Source organism: Desulfobaccales bacterium (assembly GCA_041648175.1).
In the GTDB taxonomy this organism is placed as follows: domain Bacteria; phylum Desulfobacterota; class Desulfobaccia; order Desulfobaccales; family 0-14-0-80-60-11; genus 0-14-0-80-60-11.
In genome coordinates this window covers 180,495-200,737 of record JBAZPO010000002.1, presented here as the reverse complement: position 1 = coordinate 200,737, position 20,243 = coordinate 180,495, and the positions used below count along the sequence as shown (strand labels likewise).

The window sequence follows — 20,243 nt, the reverse complement described above, 5'->3', positions numbered from 1 at the left end:
GCAAAATCCGGTATAATGAGGAGCGAAAAAACCCGGGGCCGGTAGCACAGGCTTTCCAGCCTGTGCTCATAGAGGCTAAAACCTGCGACTGTGTAATGTCCGGTAATTTTGCAAAAAGCTCAAAAATTTTTTCCTCTTATCCCCTCTCCCCCCAACGGGGGGGAGAGGGTTAGGGTGAGGGGGGGAGGAAAGGACTTTTGGCAATGAGTATAACGTAGCTATCCCTGGCACCCGGCATCAAACCAAATTTGCGGTGAAGGTCCTTGAAAGCCATATGCGCATAATTTTCATGGGTTACCATAATATCGGCTATGTCTGCCTCCAGGCCTTGATCGATCTGTGCCGGGAACTCGGCGATGAGATCGTTGCCGTGGTCACCCATGCCGACGACCCCCGGGAGAATATCTGGTTTGCCTCGGTTGCCAGGCTCGCCTTTGAAAATTACTTGCCGGTATATCAGCCCGCCAACCCCAATGATCCGGCTTTCGCGGCCGCCATGCAGGCTTTGCAACCGGATTTTCTCTTTTCGTGCTATTATCGCCACATGCTGAAACAACCCCTGCTGGACCTGCCTCGCCTGGGGGCCTTGAACCTTCACGGCAGCCTATTGCCCCACTATCGGGGGCGCTGCCCGGTGAACTGGGTCCTGATCCACGGCGAGCGCGAAACCGGGGTGACGCTCCATTACATGGAGGCCAAAGCGGACCAAGGCGACATCGTGGGTTTCAAGCATGTCCCCATCACTTTCGAAGATACGGCCTTGACCCTGTTCGCCAAAATGACGGCTGCGGCCCAGGAACTGATGCGGGAAGTTTATCCACCGCTGCGGGCCGGCACCGCCCCCCGACTGACCCAGAACCACAGCCAGGCCTCTTATTACGGCGGCCGCACCCCCGCGGACGGCCTCATTGACTGGCGGCATGCGGCCCTGCAAATCTATAATCTGGTGCGGGCTGTTACCCACCCCTATCCCGGAGCCTTCACCGGTTTTCAGGGCCGGAAGCTCTATATCTGGGCCGGTCAAGTCATGGCGGCCCCGGTTACGGAACCGGCCGAGCCTGGCCAGGTGACAGCTGCGGTGCCGGGAGAAGGCTTGCTGGTAGCTACGGGAGCAGGGCATTTCCTCATCACCCAGGCCCAGTGGGAGGACGAACCGGAATTCTTGGGGCCGGTGCTGGCCTCCTGGGAGCACCTGGTGGGGGAAAAATTGGGTTAAAAGAGGAAAAAGGTTTTTAAGCTTTTACTGGTTCCCAAGTTGCACTTGGGAACCCAATTACCTCGAAGCTCTGCTTCGAGGGTCAAGCTGAGCTTGACTCCATCTCCGTTCCCCAGCCGAGCTTGGGAACGAGAAAACTATAGCGGTTATCACATGAAAATCTTGATTTTAGGCGTCAACGGCTTTATCGGCAATGCCCTCACCCGACGCATCCTCACCACCCGGGATTGGGAAGTTTATGGCATGGACCTCTACTCCAATAAACTGGACGAGTCCCTGGACCACCCCCGGTTCCATTTCCTGGAAGGCGACATCGCCATCAACAAGGAGTGGATCGAATACCACATCAAGAAGTGCGACCTGGTCCTGCCCCTGGTGGCCATTGCCACCCCCATGACCTACGTCAAGCAACCCTTGCGGGTCTTCGAACTGGACTTCGAGGAAAACCTGCGGATCGTGCGCCAGTGTGTCAAGTACGGCACCCGCATTATCTTCCCGTCCACCTCCGAAGTTTACGGCATGTCCCCGGATGCGGAGTTTTCCGAAGACGACTCCACCCTGGTCTTGGGGCCTATTCATAAGCAGCGTTGGATCTATAGCTGTTCCAAGCAGCTCCTGGACCGGGTCATCTGGGCCTACGGCCAGGGTGGCAAGCTCCAGTTCTCCATGATCCGCCCCTTCAATTGGATCGGACCCAAGCTGGACGACCTGTACGCCGCCAAAGAAGGCAGTTCCCGGGTGGTGACCCAGTTCATTCTCAACTTATTGCAGCGGGAGCCGATAAAGTTGGTGGATGGCGGCTATCAAAAGCGCTGCTTCACGTTCGTGGAAGACGGCATCGACTGCCTGATGCGCATCATCGAAAATATCGGGGGCGCGGCCGACGGCCAGATCTTCAATATCGGCAACCCCGAAAATGAAGCGTCAGTAAAAGAGTTGGCGCATCTCCTGCGAGACCTCTTTAAAGAACACCCGGACCACTTAAATGATGGGGTCTACTCCGAAATCGTGGAAACCCCCCACGAAGACTACTACGGCAAAGGCTACCAAGATATCACCAGCCGCAAGCCTTCCATCGCCAAGGCCCGGGAGCTGCTGGGCTGGGAGCCTAAGACCGACCTCACCACGTCGGTCAAGATCACCTTGAACGCCTTCTTGGAGGAAGCTCGCACCGTGAAGGTCGAGGGATTAGAGTAATTCGACTGACAGCCGTAAGTCATCATGATAACTGACGACCGCTTGCATCCAAAGATGGTAATCTGCTTGGCGGTGATAGCTGATATGGGGATAACGTGGCCGGGCGCCTGGGTTTAAAAGTCGACGTGGATACCCTGGAGGGTTTTTGTAAAGGGGTGCCCGCCCTCATGGAGGTGCTGGAAAATCACGGGGTCAGGGCCAGCTTCTTTCTGGCTCTGGGTCCCGATAACTCCGGCCGGGCTCTCTTCCGTATCTTCAGGCAGCGAGGCTTTTTGGAAAAAATGTGGCGCACCCGGGCTCCGGCCCTGTATGGCTTCAAGACCATGTGCTACGGCACTCTGCTGCCTGCGCCCTTAATCGGCGCCGCCGCCCCCCACCTGTTGCCGCGCTTGGCCGCAGCCGGACACGAGGTAGGCCTGCATGGTTACGACCACGTGCGCTGGCACGATCACCTCATCAATTTCGCACTTGAGCGAGTAGCCCGGGAAATTTCTCAGGCACAAGAAACCTATACAGCCCTTATGAAAAGACCTGCTTCCTCTTTCGCCGCGCCGGGCTGGCAGTGCAGTTTGGCCAGCCGCACCACCCTGGCGGCCCAGCATTTTCTTTACGGCAGCGACACCCGGGGCACTGCCCCGTACTTTCCCGCGTTCGGGGATAGAGTGACGAAGGTATTGGAAATTCCTACCACCTTACCCACGCTGGATGAGCTCTTAGGGTTCCATGGTTGCCGCCCTCAGGATTTCACCAACCTGGTCCTGGCCCGCCTGGAAAAAGGGCTGCCCCAGGTCCTCACCCTCCATGCCGAATTTGAAGGGGGTCCCTTCCTGGATGAGTTTGACCGTCTCTTAGGCCGCTGCCGCCAACAAGGGGTGGAATTTTTCCGGCTGGAGGAATGGGCCCGGGAACTTCTCCGGGAGCCAGACAACGTGCCTGTAGCCCAGGTCAGTTTACAGCGTCTGCCCGGCCGGGCCGGTCGGGTCTCCTGCCAGGGACCATTGATGAGACGTCCGTCATGATAGCCGCCATCATCGCTGCCGCGGGGGTGGGAAAACGCATGGGGCATCACATCCCCAAGCCCTATCTCAACCTGGCCGGAAAACCCATCCTGGCTCACACCTTGAAGATCTTTGAAACCATGCCCGAGATTCGGCAGGTCACGGTAGTGGTCCACCCCGAGGACCTGAATCTCTGCCAGGATACCGTCATTGCGCCTTTTAACTTTAAAAAGGTCCTGCGCCTGGTTCCCGGGGGTAAAGAACGCCAAGACAGCGTTTATCATGCCCTCAAGGCCTTGAAAAACGAGGACGAACTGGAGATCGTCTTGGTGCACGACGGCGTGCGCCCCTTTGTGACCCAGGACCAGGTCCGCCAGGTCATCGACGCGGCCCGGCGGCACGGGGGCGCGGTCCTGGGGCTGCCGGCCCAGGACACCTTAAAAAGAGTAAACGCCGAGGGCAAAGTACACAATACCCTGGAGCGCAAGGACATCTGGCAGATCCAAACACCCCAGGCCTTCCAGGTCCCCCTCTTGTGGCGAGCTTTTACTGAGGCCTACAGCCGCAACTTTTATGGCACCGATGAGGCCTCCTTATTGGAAGAACTGCACCAGCCGGTGGTGGTGGTGCAGGGCTCGCCGTTTAACCTGAAAATTACCACCCCGGACGACCTGCTGCTGGCCGAAGCCATTTTTTCCCTGCGGCGGAGGAAAAAAAGTGCGAGTCGGTCTGGGGTATGACGCCCACCGCCTGGTGGCGGACCGTCCCCTGATCCTGGGGGGAGTAGAGATTCCTCATACTCAGGGGCTCTTGGGCCATTCCGACGCCGATGTGTTGAGCCATGCCATCGGCGATGCCCTCCTCGGCGCGGTGGGAGCCGGCGATCTGGGCGCCCATTTCCCGGATAAGGACCCGGCCTATAAAGACATCTCCAGCCTCATCCTGTTGGAGAAGATCATGAAAGTGGTGCGGGACCGGGGTTTTGCCCCGGTTAATATGGATGCCACCATCGTGGCCCAAGGGCCCCGCTTGGCGCCACATATCCCGGCGATGCAGGCGAACCTGGCGCCCATCCTGGGCCTGACACCGGCCGAAGTCAATATCAAGGCCACCACCACCGAACACATGGGTTTCGCCGGCCGGGGCGAAGGCATGGCCGCGTATGCCGTGGTTTTGGTTAGGAAAATAGTTAGTTCGTAGGGCGGGAAAGCGAAGCGCATCCCGCCTTTAGCATTATTCCTCTCTAAACCCCAAACGTTATCACTGCCGCCCCTTCAGGGGCATAATGGGGGAGGGGAAAGAAAAAACTTATCAACGAGTATAAGTCAGATATGGCTAAGCGAGTGTGTCCCCATTGGGTGGGTTACTGGTTATTAAACCCATTCCGGCGACTAATTCATAATCCCGAAAAAATCTTGGCTCCTCATGTATCCAGTGGCATGACAGTCATAGACATAGGCTCGGCTATGGGCTTCTTCTCTCTCCCTCTCGCCAGAATAGTCGGCCCCCAGGGAAAGGTTATCTGTCCGGATGTGCAAGAGAAGATGCTTAACACTCTCCAAAATCGCGCCCAAAAGGCACAACTTGCGGAACGGATAGTTACCCGGGTATGCGAGCCAACCTCACTCGGCCTGGCCGACTTTTATGGGCAGATCGACTTTGCTTTGGCCTTTGCTGTGGTGCATGAGGTTCCCGATGTTTCGAACTTCTTTATGGAGGTCTCTAAGTTGTTGAAGCCAGATGCACCCTGCCTGGTTGCGGAACCCAAGGGACATGTGTCCGCTCCAGACTTCGAGAAAACTCTCGTTTTAGCTAAACAACATGGCCTGACTGTCTCCGGTAGTCCCAAAATCACTTCGTCCCGTACAGCACTTTTAAAAAATAGCTGAAAACTCATATATAAATCATGGAGAGACCGAATTTAATTTCCATTCCTTCTTATAAAGAATGCCTGGAGTTAATGGATATACACAGCATGCTCCCCAATATTCGGGAGCACAGCTTCGCGGTGATGCAGGTGGCCCGCGTTATGGGCGAAGCCTTGGCCGACGCCGGTTTTGACCTGTTTCTGCCGTTGGTTATCACCGGCGCCCTCCTTCACGACCTGGGCAAAACCGCCTGCCTGGGGACCATGAATAATCACGCCGAATGGGGGGCGGTGGTCCTGGACGATTTGGGCTACCACCACGTGGCCCAGGTGGTGCGGGAGCACGTCCATCTCTACGGCGATATCCTTGACGAAAGACCCTTGCGAGAGGCCGAGTTAGTCAACTACGCCGACAAACGGGTGCTCCACGACAACGTGGTCACCCTTCAAGATCGTTTTGCCGATCTTAAGGTGCGCTACGGGCGCACACCAGATGCCTTGGCGCGCATCAACGCCACGGAGACCAAGGCCCGGGCCCTGGAGGAGAAAATCTTTGCCTGCCTGGCCCTCACGCCATCCAACCTGTTGCATCTCAATCACTGCCGGAGGGAATCATGGGAAAACTGCAGCTGGCCCTCATCGCCGGGGGCAAATCCTCGGAGCGGGAAGTCTCGCTGAAAAGCGGCACCCAGGTTTTTCAGGCCCTCAATAAAGCTAAATACGACATCAGACGTTACGATCCCTTGACGGACCTGGGACGGCTGGTGCAGGATGCCAAAGAGCTGGACGCGGCCCTGATCATTATGCACGGACGGGGCGGGGAGGATGGTTCCATGCAGGGTCTCCTGGACCTCTTGGAGATTCCCTACCAGGGCTCCGGTGTCCTGGCCTCCGCCTTGGCCATGAACAAGGAACTGAGCAAGACCATTTATCAAATAGCCGGTCTCAAGGTCCCCGCCTCCCTGGCCTTTACCCGGGAGAAGGCCCCCAGTCCCCAGGAAATCGAAACCAAATTGGGCCTGCCGGTGGTGATCAAGCCGGTGAACGAAGGCTCCAGCATCGGGATTACCAAAGCCGAGACGCTTACGGCCCTGGAAATTGGCCTTGCCGCGGCCTTTGCCCTGGATAGCCGGGTCCTGGTGGAGGAATTCATTCAAGGCACCGAAGTAACCGGCGGGGTGCTGGGTAACGCCCAGTTGCAGGCCCTGCCCCTGGTTGAGATCATCCCGGCCAGCACCTACGCTTTTTTTGATTACGAGGCCAAGTACCAACCCGGAGCCAGCCAGGAAATCTGCCCCGCCCGCCTTGACGCCAATTTGACCCGCCGGGCCCAGGAATGCGCGATCACCGCCCATCAGGCCCTGGGCTGCCGGGGCTATTCCCGCACTGATATGATGGTCAAAGATGGCGAGATCTATGTCCTGGAAACCAACACCATCCCCGGCATGACCGCCACCAGCCTCTTTCCCCAGGGAGCCAAGGCCGCTGGCCTCGACTTCCCGACCCTTCTGGACACCCTGATTAACCTGGCCCTGGAGAAAAATTAATTGCGGGGATGGTCAGATATGACTTTTTGGGAAAGGGGGCCAGGGCGGATGGCCACTACTCTTATGAAAAACTATAAAAAACTCTCCCAAACCCTCTCCCCCAACCCCTTATACCAATGCGCATTCAAATGGTGGCACAGGCGTCTCGCCTGTGCAGGCGTAGGCCAGACCTTGCGCTTATCAAAATTTGCCCTTTGAACGCAACTCGGTATTACCGGGGGCGGATTTGGGGTTTGAAAGAGGGCGGGAGAATTTTTCGTAAGGGTTTCCTCCGGCCCTTTCCCAGACTTACACCGAGGCCTTCCTTTGTCTAACCGCTACGCTCACTTACAACAGTTGTTGGAAGCCGGCGTCAGCCAACAGGTCTACACCGCCGCGGTGGCCCTGGTGGGGCTTCAAGGGGAACTCTTGTGGCAAGGCGCTGCGGGCCGCCTGTCCAAAGACCGCGACGCCGCAGCCGTAACCCCGGATACCGTCTTCGACCTGGCCTCCCTCACCAAACCCCTGGCCACGACTCTCGCATTAATGATACTGGTAGATCAGGGCATGATCAGCCTGGATACCCCCTTGGGAAAAATCCTCCCCCATGACTGGCTCCCGCCGGACAAACATCGCCTCACTCTGGGAAGCCTCCTTACTCACCGCTCCGGCCTGCCCGCCTGGCGCCCTTTCTATTCGGGGGTGCTGGCTGCACCCGCTTCGGCCCGCCCTGCCCTGCTGGAACGCCTGGCCGCGGCCACCCCTCTGGAACACGCCCCGGACACGGTCACGCAATATAGCGATCTGGGCTTCATGCTCCTGAAGGCGGTAGTTGAGCAAGTCAGCGGCCAGGAACTGGACCAGTTTTGCCGTTGCAAGATTTATCGTCCTTTCGATCTTTTAACGTTAGGATTTAATCCGCGCCGGCAGCCGGGGAGCACAGCTCTCAGGTTTGCGGCCGCGGAGCCGGGCCTCATCCCGGGACGCCCCGACGCAGGCGAAGTTCACGACGAAAACGCCTGGGCCGCGGGCGGCGTGGCGGGACATGCCGGTCTGTTCGGTACCGGGCAGGAGGTCTTCGATCTCGCAGCCTGCCTCTACCAGACCTATAGCGGCGAAGAAGTCGGACCGCTAACTCCAGCGGTGGTCAAACGCTTCCTCACGGTCCCTACCGGCGCTGACCGGGCCTATGGCTTCGATACCCCCAGCGGGGACCCGGCCCGACGCGCCGCCGGGCGTTATTTTTCTGCCAACAGCGTCGGCCACCTGGGCTTCACCGGCACCTCTTTTTGGCTGGACCTTGAGACCGGCCAAATGGTAGTCTTACTGACGAACCGGGTGCACCTGGGCCGGGACGACAAGACCAAAATTCAGGCCTTCCGGCCCCGATTCCATGAGGCCGCGTCCCGGGCTTTAGGGTTCCACCAGTCTTAGCGGCTGTGCGGACGCCGTACTTTTGAGTATTCCATAAGCGAAAATACCTCTTCAGTCATAATATGTCTAAAATGCCAACAAAACCAACAATGCACATCCACCTTCTCGGCATCTGCGGCACCGGCATGGCGGCCCTGGCCGGTATTTTAAAAGAGCAGGGCCACCACGTCACCGGCTCCGATGAACACGTCTACCCGCCCATGAGCACCTTGCTTGAAGGCCTGGGGATTCCCATCCAAAACGGTTACCGCCCCGAAAACCTGACGCCGGCTCCCGACCTGGTGGTGGTGGGCAACGTCATCCGCCGGGAGAACCCCGAAGCCCAGGCGGTGCTGGCTCACAACCTCCCCCACCTCTCCTTGCCGGAGGCCTTGAACCGCTTCCTGGTGGGTGACCGGCAGTCCCTCGTGGTGGCCGGGACCCACGGCAAGACCACCACCACCGCGCTCATCGCCTGGCTGCTCTTTGCCCTTGGGCTGGACCCCGGCTTCATGGTGGGAGGCATCGCCAAGAATTTCCAGGCCAATTACCGGGTCGGCCGCGGGCGCTTTGTGGTCATGGAAGGCGATGAATACGACACCGCGTTTTTCGACAAGCGCCCCAAGTTCGTCCACTTTACCCCCCGGGCCGGGGTGCTCACCTCCATCGAATACGACCACGCCGACATCTACCCGGACCTGACCCGCATCATCCAGGCCTTTGAGACTTTCCTGGGTACGGTGCCGGCCGGCGGGCGAGTCCTGGCCTGGGGGGACGCCCCCCTGGTGCGGGAAGTGTGCGGGCGCAACCACGCCCCCATCTCCTATTATGGTATGAACAGCGACGTCGCCTGGCAGGCCACGGCAATTCACCCGGCCCAAGGCGGCATGAACTTCACGGTCCTGAAAGAGGGAACGCGGTGGGGGAAGTTTTTCCTGCCCATGGTGGGAGAACACAACGTCTTAAACGCCCTGGCCGCGCTGGCGGTGCTCGCCGAAGTGGGAGCTGAGCCCCTGGCCTTAAAAGAGGTCTTGCCAGGGTTTCAGGGGATCAAGAAACGCCAGGAGGTCGTCGGAGAGTTTGACGGAATCTTGGTCATGGAAGACTTTGCTCACCACCCCACCGCGGTGGGAGTAACCCTGGCTGCGGTGCGACAGGCCTACCCAACGCGGCGCCTGGTGGCCGCATTTGAGCCCCGCACCAACACCTCCCGGCGTAAAATCTTCCAGGAGCCTTACGCCGCCGCCTTTAAAGACGCTGACCTCATCTTGGTGCGGGAGCCTCCGGACCTGTGGAAAGTGGAGCCGGAAGAACAATTTTCTTCCCGGCAACTCGTGGCCGACCTCAAGGCCAGTGGCCAGGAAGCCTTCTATTTTCCGGACACCGACCAGCTCCTTACGGGCCTGCTCCAACACCGGCGCGCCGGCGACCTGGTCCTGATAATGTCCAACGGCGATTTCAACCACCTGGTGCGCCGTCTCTGCGAGGCCTTAGGCGGAAAAAACCTTTAGACTTTGGGGAGGAAGAAGGACACCCGCCTTTGCTTCCTCCCCCCTCCCCTCCCCTCCCTATCCCTCAATACGGCGGATATCGAGGTGTATCTCCGCCTGCGCCAGACCCTTCCCAAACCGGTCCGACGAAAAACACCGTGGGCTCTCGGGCATAAGCCCCTATGGCCGATTATCATAATCTTTGATATAATTAAGGAAAAAATGGCATTCCCCGCCAGGGGAATTTGCTGTGAAGGACAACCCGATGTTAACCGAGTCTGGTCAGGATTTAGAAGTTGCTGAGGAATATTTTATAGGCGCGTCGGACTTGATCACCGCAGTTCTCCCCCATCCCTTCCATGGACGGCTGGTGGAACGGGTTCTCTTGATGGTGATGAGAAATATTAACGTCGAAGGGATGCGTTACGCCCTGAGTTGGCGGGACGGCGGCGTGGCCTTTTATCAGCCCGTGCCTGCTTGAACTAAACCTGATCACACCAACCAGGTTTTAAAGCGGTCTTTCTCCGGGGTGGCAATCTGGAACACCCGCTCCTGACCGCCGTTTATGGCGTTTACCTTTACCGGCGTTCCCGGCGAGGCGTCGCTGTAAGCCGCGGCCAGCCCTGCTGCTACCTCCAAGTCTTCACTCGCTTGAACCCCGCAAACCAATACCACCGGGCCGGGGATTTTATCCACCTTCACCACGAAATCTTCCGGGGCTTTCAGACCCAAAAGCGCCTCATTCTCCTGCTCGGTGCGGCCCACCACCGCTTTGGCGCCACCCGGCAGGCGAAATTGCCGCCCATACTTGAGCATTTCCAACTCCCGCCGGGGCGCGGGGACCTCCTGGTGGTGACGCAGCAGCTCCTTGAGGCGAACCGCATAACCGGGATCAGTTAACAGACACCCCCCCGCCGGCGCGGGATACCGGGTGATGCCGAATTCGGAGGCCAACGCGATCTGGCGTTTGCGCCCCCGGCCGCTCAGATTGAGCAACCTTTCCCGGTCCACCCAGCCCAGTAACTCGGGCCGCGTCGTTTTAAGAGATTTGGCGCTCAAGGGTCTCAACAGCACGTCGACAAACCCCGATTCCTTGGCGATGAGATTCAAGGAGCCCCGGTTCTGGCTCATGGGCCTCTGCCCCAGGACTTCCCCGGTAAAGAGCAGGTCAAACCCCTCGGCGGCCAGCAAGTTACCGGCCTCCCGGAGCATGAGGATATGGCAGTCGATGCAGGGGTTGTGCCCCCGGCCCCAGCCGTGGGGTGGATCATAGATGAGCGGCAGATATTTGTCGGTGATATCCACCTCCCTTAAGGGGAGGCCCAGGTGCCCGGCGGACTCCCGGGCCCGCTCGGCCCCGAAAAACGGCGTCACCAGGCAGATGAGGTTGACCTCTATCCCCTGGGCGCGCAAAACCGCCGCGGCCAGCATGCTGTCCAGTCCCCCGGAAAAGAGCCCGAGAGCCCTGATAATCCTGGTCATTGTTGAATCTTCATAGTCATTTTATGCAAACTTTCAGCCGGGTCCATCCAAAGAGAGTTCGCTAAAGCCCAGGCTTACGATGAAGGCGGTGAAGGCACGGTGCACCTTCGGGTCCAGAAAAGCCGCCCACTCTTCCCGGGCCAACACCAGGATAGCCAGGTCTCCCCGCACCCGAAGGCGCACCCGGGAAAAGCCTCGGCGCTTAAGCCAAGCCTCTCCCCGGCCCACTCGGGCCAGGTCATTTCCGGTTAACTCCGTGTCATAGGGAAAGCGAGTTGCCAGGCAACTCTGGGAAGGCCGGCTGCCGTCTATGCCTAGATCCCGGCTCAGGGTGCGGATGGCCGTCTTACCCAGACCCGCCAACAGCAGCGGACTTTCTACCCCCTGCTCCTTAAGGGCCTTCATACCCGGACGGAAATCGGCCAGGTCATCCAGGTTGGTGCCGTCCCACAAAACCGGAATACCACAGGCGGTCGCTATCTCCCAGGCCTGAGTGATGATGGCCTGCTTGCAGGCATAGCACCGCTTCAGGGTATTGTTCCGGAATTCCGGGAGGCTCAGGGGATCAAAGGCCCGCACCATCTGGCGCACGTTAAGCCGTCGAGCCAGTGCCCACGCCGCAGCCAGCTCGCCCGGCGCGGTGTGGGGTCCGGTAAAGGTAATGGCCGTTACCCCCGGTCCCAACACCTTTGCCGCGGCCGCCAGCAAGAAACTGGAATCCAGCCCCCCGGAGAACAGCACGGCTGCCCTATGGTGGCGCCGGAGATAACTATCCAATGCTTTCCAGTGGTCATTGTTCGGCAGGCATTGATATGCCCCCCTCTCCCCAACCCTCTCCCCCCGCAAGCGGGTGGAATGGGGGAGGACTCGGGCTTCTAAGAATGAGGGGGACTGAAATCTCAATTCAAACCACTATCTATGACGTCAAAATAGTTCTGACCACTGACCACTGGCCACTTTGCTTTAGCTATCGTGGCTGGCGGTGCTGAGATCGTGAATCTCATCATTTAACGGCAGCGGCTCCACCGGCTCCCCCAGAAGGAACCGGCCGGATTCGATCCACTGCTTCAGGTGCCGGGCGATCTCCCGGGCCCGTACCGTGCTGGACAGGGGCACCGTAGGTATCTCTTTGCCCCCCAGAGTGAGGGTGCCGAGCTTGAGTTGGGCATAACTCACCTGCCCTAAGATATTGCTCTTGCCCGCAGGATAATCGCCGCCGTAATCGACGATGGGAGCCATGAGTTCGGCGTCGCTGACCCCGCAGAAGTGGGCCATTTCCTCATTCAACAAGGGGATTGGGATCCCCACCCCCACCGCCAGGGAGCAACCGTACCCCAGAAAGCTCACCCCCACCAGATAGCGAGGGTCCATCCGCTTCATATTGCCCACCAGCATCAGGGTTCCGGCCGGTCCCAGCGGCACCCCGTTTTCCGCCCGGGGCTTTTTCGGGTTGTGCTGGGTGCCGGGGAAGGCCACATAGCCCACCCCTCCTCCCAGGAAGATGCGAGTACCGATCCCCACAGTGCGATAATAGGGATCATTGAACAAGGGGCTGAGTTCCCCCGCAGTGCAATAATTGGCATTGCCGGCGTGGGGCCGGAGCGCCCCCATGTAAGTATAGATGGTCCGGTTGGAGAGGTTCACCGCCACGTTGTAATTCTGGTAGCAGTTGCGCGGGTTGCACAAAATGGCATTGGTCAACTGCTCCAGGGTGATTTCCTTCTCCAGGTGTTTGTTGGGGTAGCAGTCGGTGCCATAGGCTTCCGCTCGCAGATATACGGTCTGGCCGGCCACCAGATCATGAATGACGTGACCGCCGCCGTACTTGAACTCCCCCGGGTAGACTTTATTGAGGGGATCTTCCACGCACGGTTCGGTGGCGCCGATATAAATATCCACCGCGGCGATGCCCGCATAGGCCGGCACATTATTGAGCCATACCTGGGAAGCCTTGATGGGGGGCTTGGAATGGCCAAAATTGATGAATGCGCCCGAGGAGCACATGGGAGAAAAGGTCCCGGTGGTCACGACATCCACAGTCCGGGCCGCTTCTACCTCGCCTTTGCGCCGGACAATGTCAATAATCTCTTCAGCGGTGACCACCACCGCTTGACCCCGCTTAATTTTATCATTAATTTCCTGGTAGGTTTTGTTCACCTGATAGTTGGTCATAATTTACCCTTCTACGGCGAGGCAATCTCGTATTATGGAACTTGATTTCATAGGTCCGGCAGGGTCCTTTCTCATTACCAGCCTGATTTCCCTGTTTATCATCATCGACCCGCCGGGCAACATTTTTCCCTTCCTGGCCTTGTCGGCAGCCTATTCCCCCATTGCCGCCCGGCGCCTGGCCTGGCAAGCCTGCCTTTATGCTTTCCTTATCTTAACCCTGATCGTCTTGGTAGGACGCCTTATCCTGAACTATCTCGGTATCACGATCCCGGCCTTTCAAATCGCCGGCGGCCTCATCCTCTTTCGCATCGCCATTGAAATGCTGGAAGGACACGGTCACTTCAACCGTTTCGATACCTCTTCCAGCCTGGATGCCGCGGACTACCGGGGAGTGGCCCTGGTCCCCCTGGCTGTCCCGCTGCTCAGCGGTCCCGGGGCTATCTCCACCGTACTGGTCCTGGCCAGCCGCTCTAAAAGCTACCTGGAGGATGGCCTCATCGTGCTTTCCCTGCTCATTGTCTTGTTATTGACCTATATCTTCTTCCATTTTGCCCAGTTCCTCCTGAACTGCCTGAAGGAAACCGGCATCCGCCTGCTCACCCGGCTCATGGGGTTGATCATGGCAGCCCTGGCGGTGCAATTCGTCCTTGGTGGTCTACTGGCCGCCTTTCCTGCCCTTAATCGCTAGCCTTATAACCTTGTTCAACACCTGTCTAAAAGGTTAGGTTTCTTTCTCATCGGGAAACAATTTATTCGCCTTGGTTTTTAAGTCCCCCTTTGAAAAAGGGGGATTTAGGGGGATTTCAAGATGTTATATAAATCCCTCTGCCCTCTTTTCCAAAGGAGGGTGATTATTTCTTCTTCAAGTCATCTCAAGGTGAACCCAAAATCGGTTTTGAAATGACTTCTAATAAAAATCCACCGGATCTATCTTACGCATTGCCGACCAATGGAAAAAGAGGTTACTGGGCAACCCCTGAAAGATATACCGGGTCGGCGGCATGAGCAAGCGGCGGCAGATGGAGGAAAAGGAATAAAATTGCTGAAAGCACCGCCAGACCCCGGCTTCGCACTCATCAGGAGTCATGTGTCTGGGGAAGAAGTTGCAGACCATCCCCAAATACTTTTCCGCATCGGGGTTGTGAACCCGGCCTTCTTGATTGAGCTGATCCCACATGGGAGTGCCCCGCCGCGGGGTCGCCACATTGAAAAAGGCCATGGGCGCCTTGACCTTATCCAAAAAGGCCAGAGTCTCGTCGAATAACTCTTTGTGGTCTCCGTCCAGACCAAACATGAAGTTCAGGGAATAGAAGATGCCCCGCTCCCGCAAGCGACCCAAGAGCTCCCCATATTCGGCCACCGGATTCTGCACCTTCTCAATGGAGGAGATGGACTCCTGACAAACGTTCTCTATGCCGATGTTGACATGATTGCAACCCGACTTTTTGGCCAGGTCCAGCAACTCTTCGTCCCGGGAGGTGTTGATGGTCCACAGGCAGCTCCACTCCAGGTTCAAGGGCATCAGGGCCTTGAACAGCTCCTTGGCGTAATCCCGGTGCCCGGTGAGGTTGTCGTCAATGAAATAGATATCTTTCAGGCCGGTAATGCGCACATTGGCCTTGATCTCCTCGATCACCTCCCCCAACGGCCGCCGCCGGTAGGTGTGGCCGTACACAATGGGGACTTCGCAGAAGGCGCAGTGATAAGGACACCCACGGGAAGTCTGTGTGGGCAGGATCTTGACCCGGTAGCGCCGGTAATCCAGCAACTCTAGGCGGGGCCGAGGCAGCCCCACTAAATCGTGAAACCCCGACGCTTGGTAGCGGCGCTTTAAACGCTTGACCCGGGCATCCTCCAGCACTTCAGGCCACACCGACTCGGCCTCGCCCACGACCACCGCGTCGCAATGTTCCATGGCCTCCTCGGGATGGAGGGAAACATGAAAACCGCCCATCACCACCAGCCTGCCGCGCCGGCGAAACTCAGCGGCAATCTCAAAAGCCCGGTCCGCCGTGGCACAGGTGGCGGTGATCCCCACCAGGTCATACTCCCGATGATACGGGATGGGCGCCAAGCGGTCATCCGCCAGATCCACCTGGATACCTTTGGGGGTTAGACCGGCCAGGTACGGCAGGGTTATCCCCACCAGCCAGCGGGTTTTACTGCGCAGGAGTTTGTGGTCAGGATATTTGGTAGTTGGTTGAACCAACAAGATTCGCATGTATAATTCCAAGCCCCGGAAATCTAGGCGGCATTTTAGGTTATTTTATTAAGATTGTTCATTAAATACAAGGTATAATAAGGTTACAGGACGCGGTTCGCAAGGTTGATTTGCGAACGCTCATCAACAAACGTTCAGGTGACCATGCAAACGATCCTCTGCCCTCTCTGTGAGCAGGATAGCACTCTCCTGGTGAACCGGCGCCGGGAACGGGATCTCCCCATTACTACGGTGGAGTGTCGTCAGTGCGGCTTGGTCTACCACAACCCGGTAATCGAAGACCGGGATCGCCAAGCAGCGGCCATAAGCTCCCGCCAGTGGCATACGGGTGCCATGGATAACACTCGGCAACTGGCGAAACTGGAGAAGCGCTGGCACTTGCAGTGGCCTTTGATTCAGCCTGTCTTCGAAACCGGCGGGAGCGTCCTGGAGATTGGCTGCGGTCTGGGCCTGGTCAGCGGCAAGCTGAAGAGTCTGGGAGCCGAGGTGTGGGCGGTGGAGCCCGATCCGGACCAGGCAGCCTATGCCCGGGAAAACTATGGGCTCGAGGTCGTGCCCCTCCATTTCGAAGATGTGAGCTTCGGGGCTCAACAGTTCGATCTGATCCTGGCCTCCCACGTGATCGAACATTTCCCTGATCCGCTGGCCTTTTTGCGCCAGGTCCGGACCCTCGCCCATCCAGATACCTGGCTCTTCTTAGAGACCCCCAACGTCTTGGCCCCCAAAGTGAGCTACCGGCGGATGTTCTCCCCGGCCCACAACTTCTATTTTGCCCCCCAAACCCTGGGCTGGTTGCTCGCCAAGGCGGGGTGGCGTCAAGAAAATCTCCGGATCTTTCGCCGGGACTCCTTCCAGATACTTGCCCGTCCCGCCCCCCCTCAGCAGCCTGCAGTGGACCCTGACATGGCCCGGCAAGTCATGGTTGCCCTCAACCGCCACCGCTACCTCTATTACCTGAAGCTCTTGTTTATCTGGCGCAAATTGCCCTGGTGGCAGAAATATTGGATGTACCAGCCCAGGTAGCCCCCACCACACTTATAGCGCTTGCCAAAAGTTCCTTTCTTTTATCCCCTCTCCCCTCATCCGTAGGGCGGGAAAGCGCAGCGCATCCCGCCTTTGCCGCTTGGCGAGAGGGTGAGAGATGAGTCGGAAAAAACTTTTGGCCACAAGCATAAACCAAATCAGGCGGCTTCGCTCAGGTCTTGCGGATCAGGGGGATTACTTTGGCCTTGTTTTCCGGAGTAGGAGAGCCGGGTTCGGGCAGGTCCTTGGGGGGGATAAGCTCCAGCTTCACCGGCCGCCCGCCCATGGTGAACTCTTCTCCCTGGAGGTGGGTGTCCTCCAGAATCCAAACCAGGTTCTGGGGTGGCAGGGCAAGCACCAACAGTTCCACCTGATACCAGCCGCGTTTGACATCCGGGTTGATATCGTTTATACGGGCATAAAACGCAGGGTTCCGGTCCAGATGCACCAATATCAAGTCGTTGATTGTGGCCATGTTAGTCAGTTATGGAGATTGCCAAAATTTCTTCCTTTTATTCCCTCTCCCCCCATCCGTAGGGCGGGAAAGCGCAGCGCATCCCGCCTTTGCCTCTTGGCGAGAGGGTGCAAGGTGAATCGGAAAAACTTTTGGCAACGGGTATAATGTCGGGCCGACCCGGATATCGTGCCGGCGCAGTTCCAAACCGGCGGGAACACTCTACCAGATCACGATAAAAATGCAAGGCCGGCGAGATGAAGGTGGTGAGCCGTGGATGGCTGGCCGCGCAAGAACTCCTGGAAAATCCTCAAACTTAAACCTCTCCCTCTTTATTTCCGAGCAGCAATCCTTAGATTATTAATGGTCAGCAATTCTTTGGCGATGCTTTTGCCGCCACCGAGGGAGTTCAGATGGTAACCGTGCAATTTATCGATCTGAGTGGAGAAATTCACGCCGACACTCGGGGCATGAGCTACTTTCCCTGGCAGGGCCGGCTCCAGGCGCCCGAGGACCTCAGCAAAACCTTCCATCTGGTTTCCATCCGTCCGGGCCATAGCCGAGGCAACCACTACCATCCCGGCCATGCCGAATGGCTCTACCCTTTCCACGGCATAGGCAGCCTTATTTGGGAAGTGGACCCGGGTCAAGTCCAGGAGAGGCTTATTTCCGGGGACAGCACCCTGATCTATATCCCGCCGGGGATCGCCCATGCGCTCAAAAACCCAGGCTCGGAGATCCTTTACCTCCTGGCCTGGCGGGAAGCCGTCGGAGAGGCTGCCATCACCGGCCCTGAGACAGTCCCGCACCGGATAGCCCAATAGGCGACTCTCAAAAACATTATAGACGATCGCCTGGTGTTCTTTCCGCGCCCTTTTGAATAAAATATATTGTAAATTATTTAAAAATTCTTGACTTTAATTCAAATTATATTAAATTTTGATTTAGAGCTATCGAACCTGAGACAAACCTGACCTGCAACACTCGGGGCCACGAAAACACGGCACTCGCAGTAAGGATTTGGGTCACGGGCGGGCACCTCTATTCCTCAGGTTAAGCCACTTTACAACCCTGATAAGGAAGGAAATAAAATGCGTAAGTTACCTATCCTCTTATTTGTCTTGGCGCTTACCCTTTTCTGTCTCCCTCCGGCCTCTGCCACAGTTATCAATATTTCCGCTCAACAGGCCTATGATTTTTTGAATCCGGCGAGTAGTTCATATATCCCCGACGCCTGGCTTCTGGACATACGGACTCCTGGAGAATGGTTGAGCGTGGGCCACCCTGGAATAAGTTCCACGGGAGTTGGGGCATTCCTGGAAGAACCGGAGAGGAAGGTCATTAACCTTCCCTATATGTTTATTGATAAAGGCAAGGCGACGAAGAACAAAAATTTCATTGCTGAGGTCAACAGCGAGTTCACCCACGATGACTATCTTCTCATCATGTGCGCAGGGGGGTCCAGGAGTATACCTGCCTGTGAGGAATTAGACGCGCTCGGCTTCGCTCACATCTATAATGTCAATAAAGGCTTCTCCGGAGATTGGGTAAAGGCGGATCTGCCCTTCAACCATAGCGCGGTAGGGATGTTTACTCCTACCGCGGTCCCCGAACCATGCACTCTTGTCCTCCTGAGTTCCGGCCTTCTGGGGGCGGCTGTCTGCCGGCGGCGAAAGTCTGTCTGAGTTCCCCCGAAGCCCTTATCAAGGTGGCCTCCAGGGGTCGCCTTTTTATACCAATTCGCATTCAAACGGTGGCACAGGCGTCTCGCCTGTGCAGGCACAGGCTATAGCCTGCGGCTACCCAACATTGCTCTTTGGATGCAACTCGGTATTAGTGGCCTGCGCAGGAAATAGAAAAAGGGAAAGCCACGAATGCTCTTTCCAGGATTCATCCCGGAGACGGCCTTCGTGGCTTAGTTGTTAGATTACCCGTGGCTTTCCGTTAGTGGCAGCACTTATGTTCGTGCTTATGGTGCCCGTCTTCGTGGGTGTGCTCGTGAGCGTGCGCCCCTTCCTCATGGCTATGCTCCTGCCCCTCATGCGTGTGGGTACACGCCCCGTGCGTATGCTCGTGTTCATGCTTGTCTTTGTCGTGGCAGCACATGCGGCTCCACCTCCTTTTCTTTTTTCCTCAACGTCCTATATATATTATAAATCGGACCTGCTCCCCTGTCAATTCTTGACAGGGGAAATTGAACTATGGGCCGCCATTAGCCCGGGTAAGTTTGGCGGCGCCAGGCCTTCAGGGCCTCCACCAGATTGTAGGTGAGTTTGCTTTGGCAGGGCATGCTCCCCAGGCTGATCTCCGGCTTGTTCTGGCCGTGGAAGTCGGAGCCGCCGGTGACCAGGAGGTCCAATTCCCGGGCCAACTTGAAGTACAGGGCTTCCTGCTCTGAAGAGTGCTCCGAGTAAAAGACTTCCAGGCCGGCTAACCCCAGACCTTTCAGTTCGACGATGCGGTTTTTCAGCGCAAACGCCCCCAGGTTGAGGGTGAAGGGGTGGGCCAGGACCGGGATGCCCTGAGCCTCTCGAATCATGGCCAGGGCCTGGTCCGGGGGAAACCGGAACTTGCTGACGTAGGCCTTGCCGCCCATACGCAGGTACGTATCGAAGGCCTGCTGAATGCTGCGCACGTAGCCCGCTTCCATAAGCGCCCGGGCGATGTGGGGCCGGCCCACCTGGCCGCCGCCGGAGATTTCCTCCACCCGCGCCATGGTGATGTTGACCCCCAGATCGTTCAGCTTTTTGATGATCAGAGGGTTGCGCTCGATCCGGGCCTGCTTGAGCACCGCCAGGCGCTGATCCAGGAGGCCATTGTGGTAGTCCACGAACAGGCCCAGGATGTGTATGGTGCCGCCGGGACATTGCGCGCTGATCTCCACGCCGGGGATAACCTCCACCCCCAGGCGCTCCCCTGCGGCTACGGCCTCGGCCAGACCGTCAACGGTGTCGTGGTCGGTCAGCGCCATGGCCTTAAGGCCCCCTGCTTTCGCCAGGCGCACCACTTCCGCCGGCGGATAAGAGCCGTCAGATGCAGTGGAATGGACGTGTAGGTCGATGAGTTCTTTTATTTCAAGCCTCCCATAACTTCACCCCGCTCCCAGGCTCCGGCTTGGGAAGCGAGTATATTCCCCTCGTTCCCAAGCTCCAGCTTGGGAACGCCAGTTTCGGCCCAAGCTCCA

At 57.7% G+C, this 20,243-nt stretch carries 22 protein-coding genes; 15 read left to right on the top strand and 7 right to left on the bottom strand.

Features of this window, described 5'->3' with window-relative positions:
* Positions 1 to 274 precede the first annotated feature (274 nt).
* From WC600_02945 to WC600_02895, 11 genes are all read left to right on the top strand, one after another.
* The gene (locus tag WC600_02945) at positions 275 to 1,216 is read left to right on the top strand and encodes a formyltransferase (protein ID MFA4901683.1); all 942 of its coding nucleotides are present in this window, start codon (positions 275 to 277) and stop codon (positions 1,214 to 1,216) included.
* A 153-nt stretch (positions 1,217 to 1,369) separates the two neighbouring features.
* Positions 1,370 to 2,413, top strand: a complete 1,044-nt coding sequence (locus tag WC600_02940) for a bifunctional UDP-4-keto-pentose/UDP-xylose synthase (GenBank protein MFA4901682.1) — start codon at positions 1,370 to 1,372, stop codon at positions 2,411 to 2,413.
* 95 nt (positions 2,414 to 2,508) lie between these two features.
* Positions 2,509 to 3,432: a polysaccharide deacetylase family protein gene (locus tag WC600_02935; protein ID MFA4901681.1), complete on the top strand. Its 924-nt coding sequence runs from the start codon at positions 2,509 to 2,511 to the stop codon at positions 3,430 to 3,432.
* Positions 3,429 to 4,151, top strand: a complete 723-nt coding sequence (ispD, locus tag WC600_02930) for a 2-C-methyl-D-erythritol 4-phosphate cytidylyltransferase (GenBank protein MFA4901680.1) — start codon at positions 3,429 to 3,431, stop codon at positions 4,149 to 4,151. Before WC600_02935 ends, ispD begins: the two co-directional genes overlap by 4 nt.
* Positions 4,129 to 4,611 carry a 2-C-methyl-D-erythritol 2,4-cyclodiphosphate synthase gene (gene ispF, locus WC600_02925; protein MFA4901679.1) on the top strand — a complete coding sequence of 161 codons (483 nt, stop codon included), beginning with the start codon at positions 4,129 to 4,131 and terminating at the stop codon, positions 4,609 to 4,611. The genes ispD and ispF overlap by 23 nt, the downstream gene beginning before the upstream one ends.
* Positions 4,612 to 4,742: 131 nt before the next feature.
* Positions 4,743 to 5,300: a methyltransferase domain-containing protein gene (locus tag WC600_02920; GenBank protein ID MFA4901678.1), complete on the top strand. Its 558-nt coding sequence runs from the start codon at positions 4,743 to 4,745 to the stop codon at positions 5,298 to 5,300.
* Between the two features lie 71 nt (positions 5,301 to 5,371).
* The gene (locus WC600_02915; protein ID MFA4901677.1) at positions 5,372 to 5,956 is read left to right on the top strand and encodes an HD domain-containing protein; all 585 of its coding nucleotides are present in this window, start codon (positions 5,372 to 5,374) and stop codon (positions 5,954 to 5,956) included.
* On the top strand, positions 5,893 to 6,825 hold the full coding sequence (locus WC600_02910; protein ID MFA4901676.1) for a D-alanine--D-alanine ligase: 933 nt from the start codon (positions 5,893 to 5,895) through the stop codon (positions 6,823 to 6,825). Before WC600_02915 ends, WC600_02910 begins: the two co-directional genes overlap by 64 nt.
* A gap of 306 nt (positions 6,826 to 7,131) precedes the next feature.
* On the top strand, positions 7,132 to 8,238 hold the full coding sequence (locus WC600_02905) for a serine hydrolase domain-containing protein (GenBank protein MFA4901675.1): 1,107 nt from the start codon (positions 7,132 to 7,134) through the stop codon (positions 8,236 to 8,238).
* A gap of 89 nt (positions 8,239 to 8,327) precedes the next feature.
* The gene (mpl, locus tag WC600_02900; GenBank protein MFA4901674.1) at positions 8,328 to 9,728 is read left to right on the top strand and encodes a UDP-N-acetylmuramate:L-alanyl-gamma-D-glutamyl-meso-diaminopimelate ligase; all 1,401 of its coding nucleotides are present in this window, start codon (positions 8,328 to 8,330) and stop codon (positions 9,726 to 9,728) included.
* 244 nt (positions 9,729 to 9,972) lie between these two features.
* Positions 9,973 to 10,188, top strand: a complete 216-nt coding sequence (locus tag WC600_02895; GenBank protein MFA4901673.1) for a hypothetical protein — start codon at positions 9,973 to 9,975, stop codon at positions 10,186 to 10,188.
* 11 nt (positions 10,189 to 10,199) lie between these two features.
* On the opposite strand, the gene WC600_02890 is transcribed toward WC600_02895, so the two are convergent.
* From WC600_02890 to WC600_02880, 3 genes are all read right to left on the bottom strand, one after another.
* Positions 10,200 to 11,189, bottom strand: coding sequence for a tRNA 4-thiouridine(8) synthase ThiI (locus WC600_02890; GenBank protein ID MFA4901672.1), 990 nt, complete (start codon positions 11,187 to 11,189; stop codon positions 10,200 to 10,202).
* Positions 11,190 to 11,222: 33 nt separating this feature from the next.
* The gene (locus tag WC600_02885; protein ID MFA4901671.1) at positions 11,223 to 11,966 is read right to left on the bottom strand and encodes an ATP-dependent sacrificial sulfur transferase LarE; all 744 of its coding nucleotides are present in this window, start codon (positions 11,964 to 11,966) and stop codon (positions 11,223 to 11,225) included.
* A gap of 186 nt (positions 11,967 to 12,152) precedes the next feature.
* Positions 12,153 to 13,361 (bottom strand): homocysteine biosynthesis protein, encoded by a 1,209-nt coding sequence (locus tag WC600_02880; protein ID MFA4901670.1) that lies wholly within the window; start codon positions 13,359 to 13,361, stop codon positions 12,153 to 12,155.
* 34 nt (positions 13,362 to 13,395) lie between these two features.
* On the opposite strand from WC600_02880, the gene WC600_02875 reads away from it, so the two are divergent.
* A complete protein-coding gene (locus WC600_02875; GenBank protein MFA4901669.1) occupies positions 13,396 to 14,049 on the top strand; it encodes an NAAT family transporter in 654 nt (217 codons plus the stop codon).
* A gap of 219 nt (positions 14,050 to 14,268) precedes the next feature.
* Here the strand turns inward: WC600_02875 and WC600_02870 are convergent, their stop codons facing one another.
* The gene (locus WC600_02870; protein MFA4901668.1) at positions 14,269 to 15,582 is read right to left on the bottom strand and encodes a radical SAM protein; all 1,314 of its coding nucleotides are present in this window, start codon (positions 15,580 to 15,582) and stop codon (positions 14,269 to 14,271) included.
* A 144-nt stretch (positions 15,583 to 15,726) separates the two neighbouring features.
* Here WC600_02870 and WC600_02865 point away from each other — a divergent pair, with 144 nt between their 5' ends.
* Complete coding sequence (locus WC600_02865) at positions 15,727 to 16,605, top strand: class I SAM-dependent methyltransferase (GenBank protein ID MFA4901667.1); 879 nt, start codon at positions 15,727 to 15,729, stop codon at positions 16,603 to 16,605.
* A 172-nt stretch (positions 16,606 to 16,777) separates the two neighbouring features.
* On the opposite strand, the gene WC600_02860 is transcribed toward WC600_02865, so the two are convergent.
* Positions 16,778 to 17,080, bottom strand: a complete 303-nt coding sequence (locus WC600_02860; protein ID MFA4901666.1) for a hypothetical protein — start codon at positions 17,078 to 17,080, stop codon at positions 16,778 to 16,780.
* A gap of 392 nt (positions 17,081 to 17,472) precedes the next feature.
* On the opposite strand from WC600_02860, the gene WC600_02855 reads away from it, so the two are divergent.
* Both WC600_02855 and WC600_02850 read left to right on the top strand, forming a co-directional pair.
* On the top strand, positions 17,473 to 17,883 hold the full coding sequence (locus WC600_02855) for a cupin domain-containing protein (protein ID MFA4901665.1): 411 nt from the start codon (positions 17,473 to 17,475) through the stop codon (positions 17,881 to 17,883).
* A 267-nt stretch (positions 17,884 to 18,150) separates the two neighbouring features.
* Entirely contained in the window at positions 18,151 to 18,744 is a 594-nt protein-coding gene (locus tag WC600_02850) for a PEP-CTERM sorting domain-containing protein (GenBank protein MFA4901664.1), read from the top strand.
* 259 nt (positions 18,745 to 19,003) lie between these two features.
* On the opposite strand, the gene WC600_02845 is transcribed toward WC600_02850, so the two are convergent.
* Both WC600_02845 and WC600_02840 read right to left on the bottom strand, forming a co-directional pair.
* Positions 19,004 to 19,165 carry a hypothetical protein gene (locus WC600_02845; protein MFA4901663.1) on the bottom strand — a complete coding sequence of 54 codons (162 nt, stop codon included), beginning with the start codon at positions 19,163 to 19,165 and terminating at the stop codon, positions 19,004 to 19,006.
* A 106-nt stretch (positions 19,166 to 19,271) separates the two neighbouring features.
* Positions 19,272 to 20,120, bottom strand: a complete 849-nt coding sequence (locus WC600_02840; protein MFA4901662.1) for a PHP domain-containing protein — start codon at positions 20,118 to 20,120, stop codon at positions 19,272 to 19,274.
* Positions 20,121 to 20,243 lie beyond the last annotated feature (123 nt).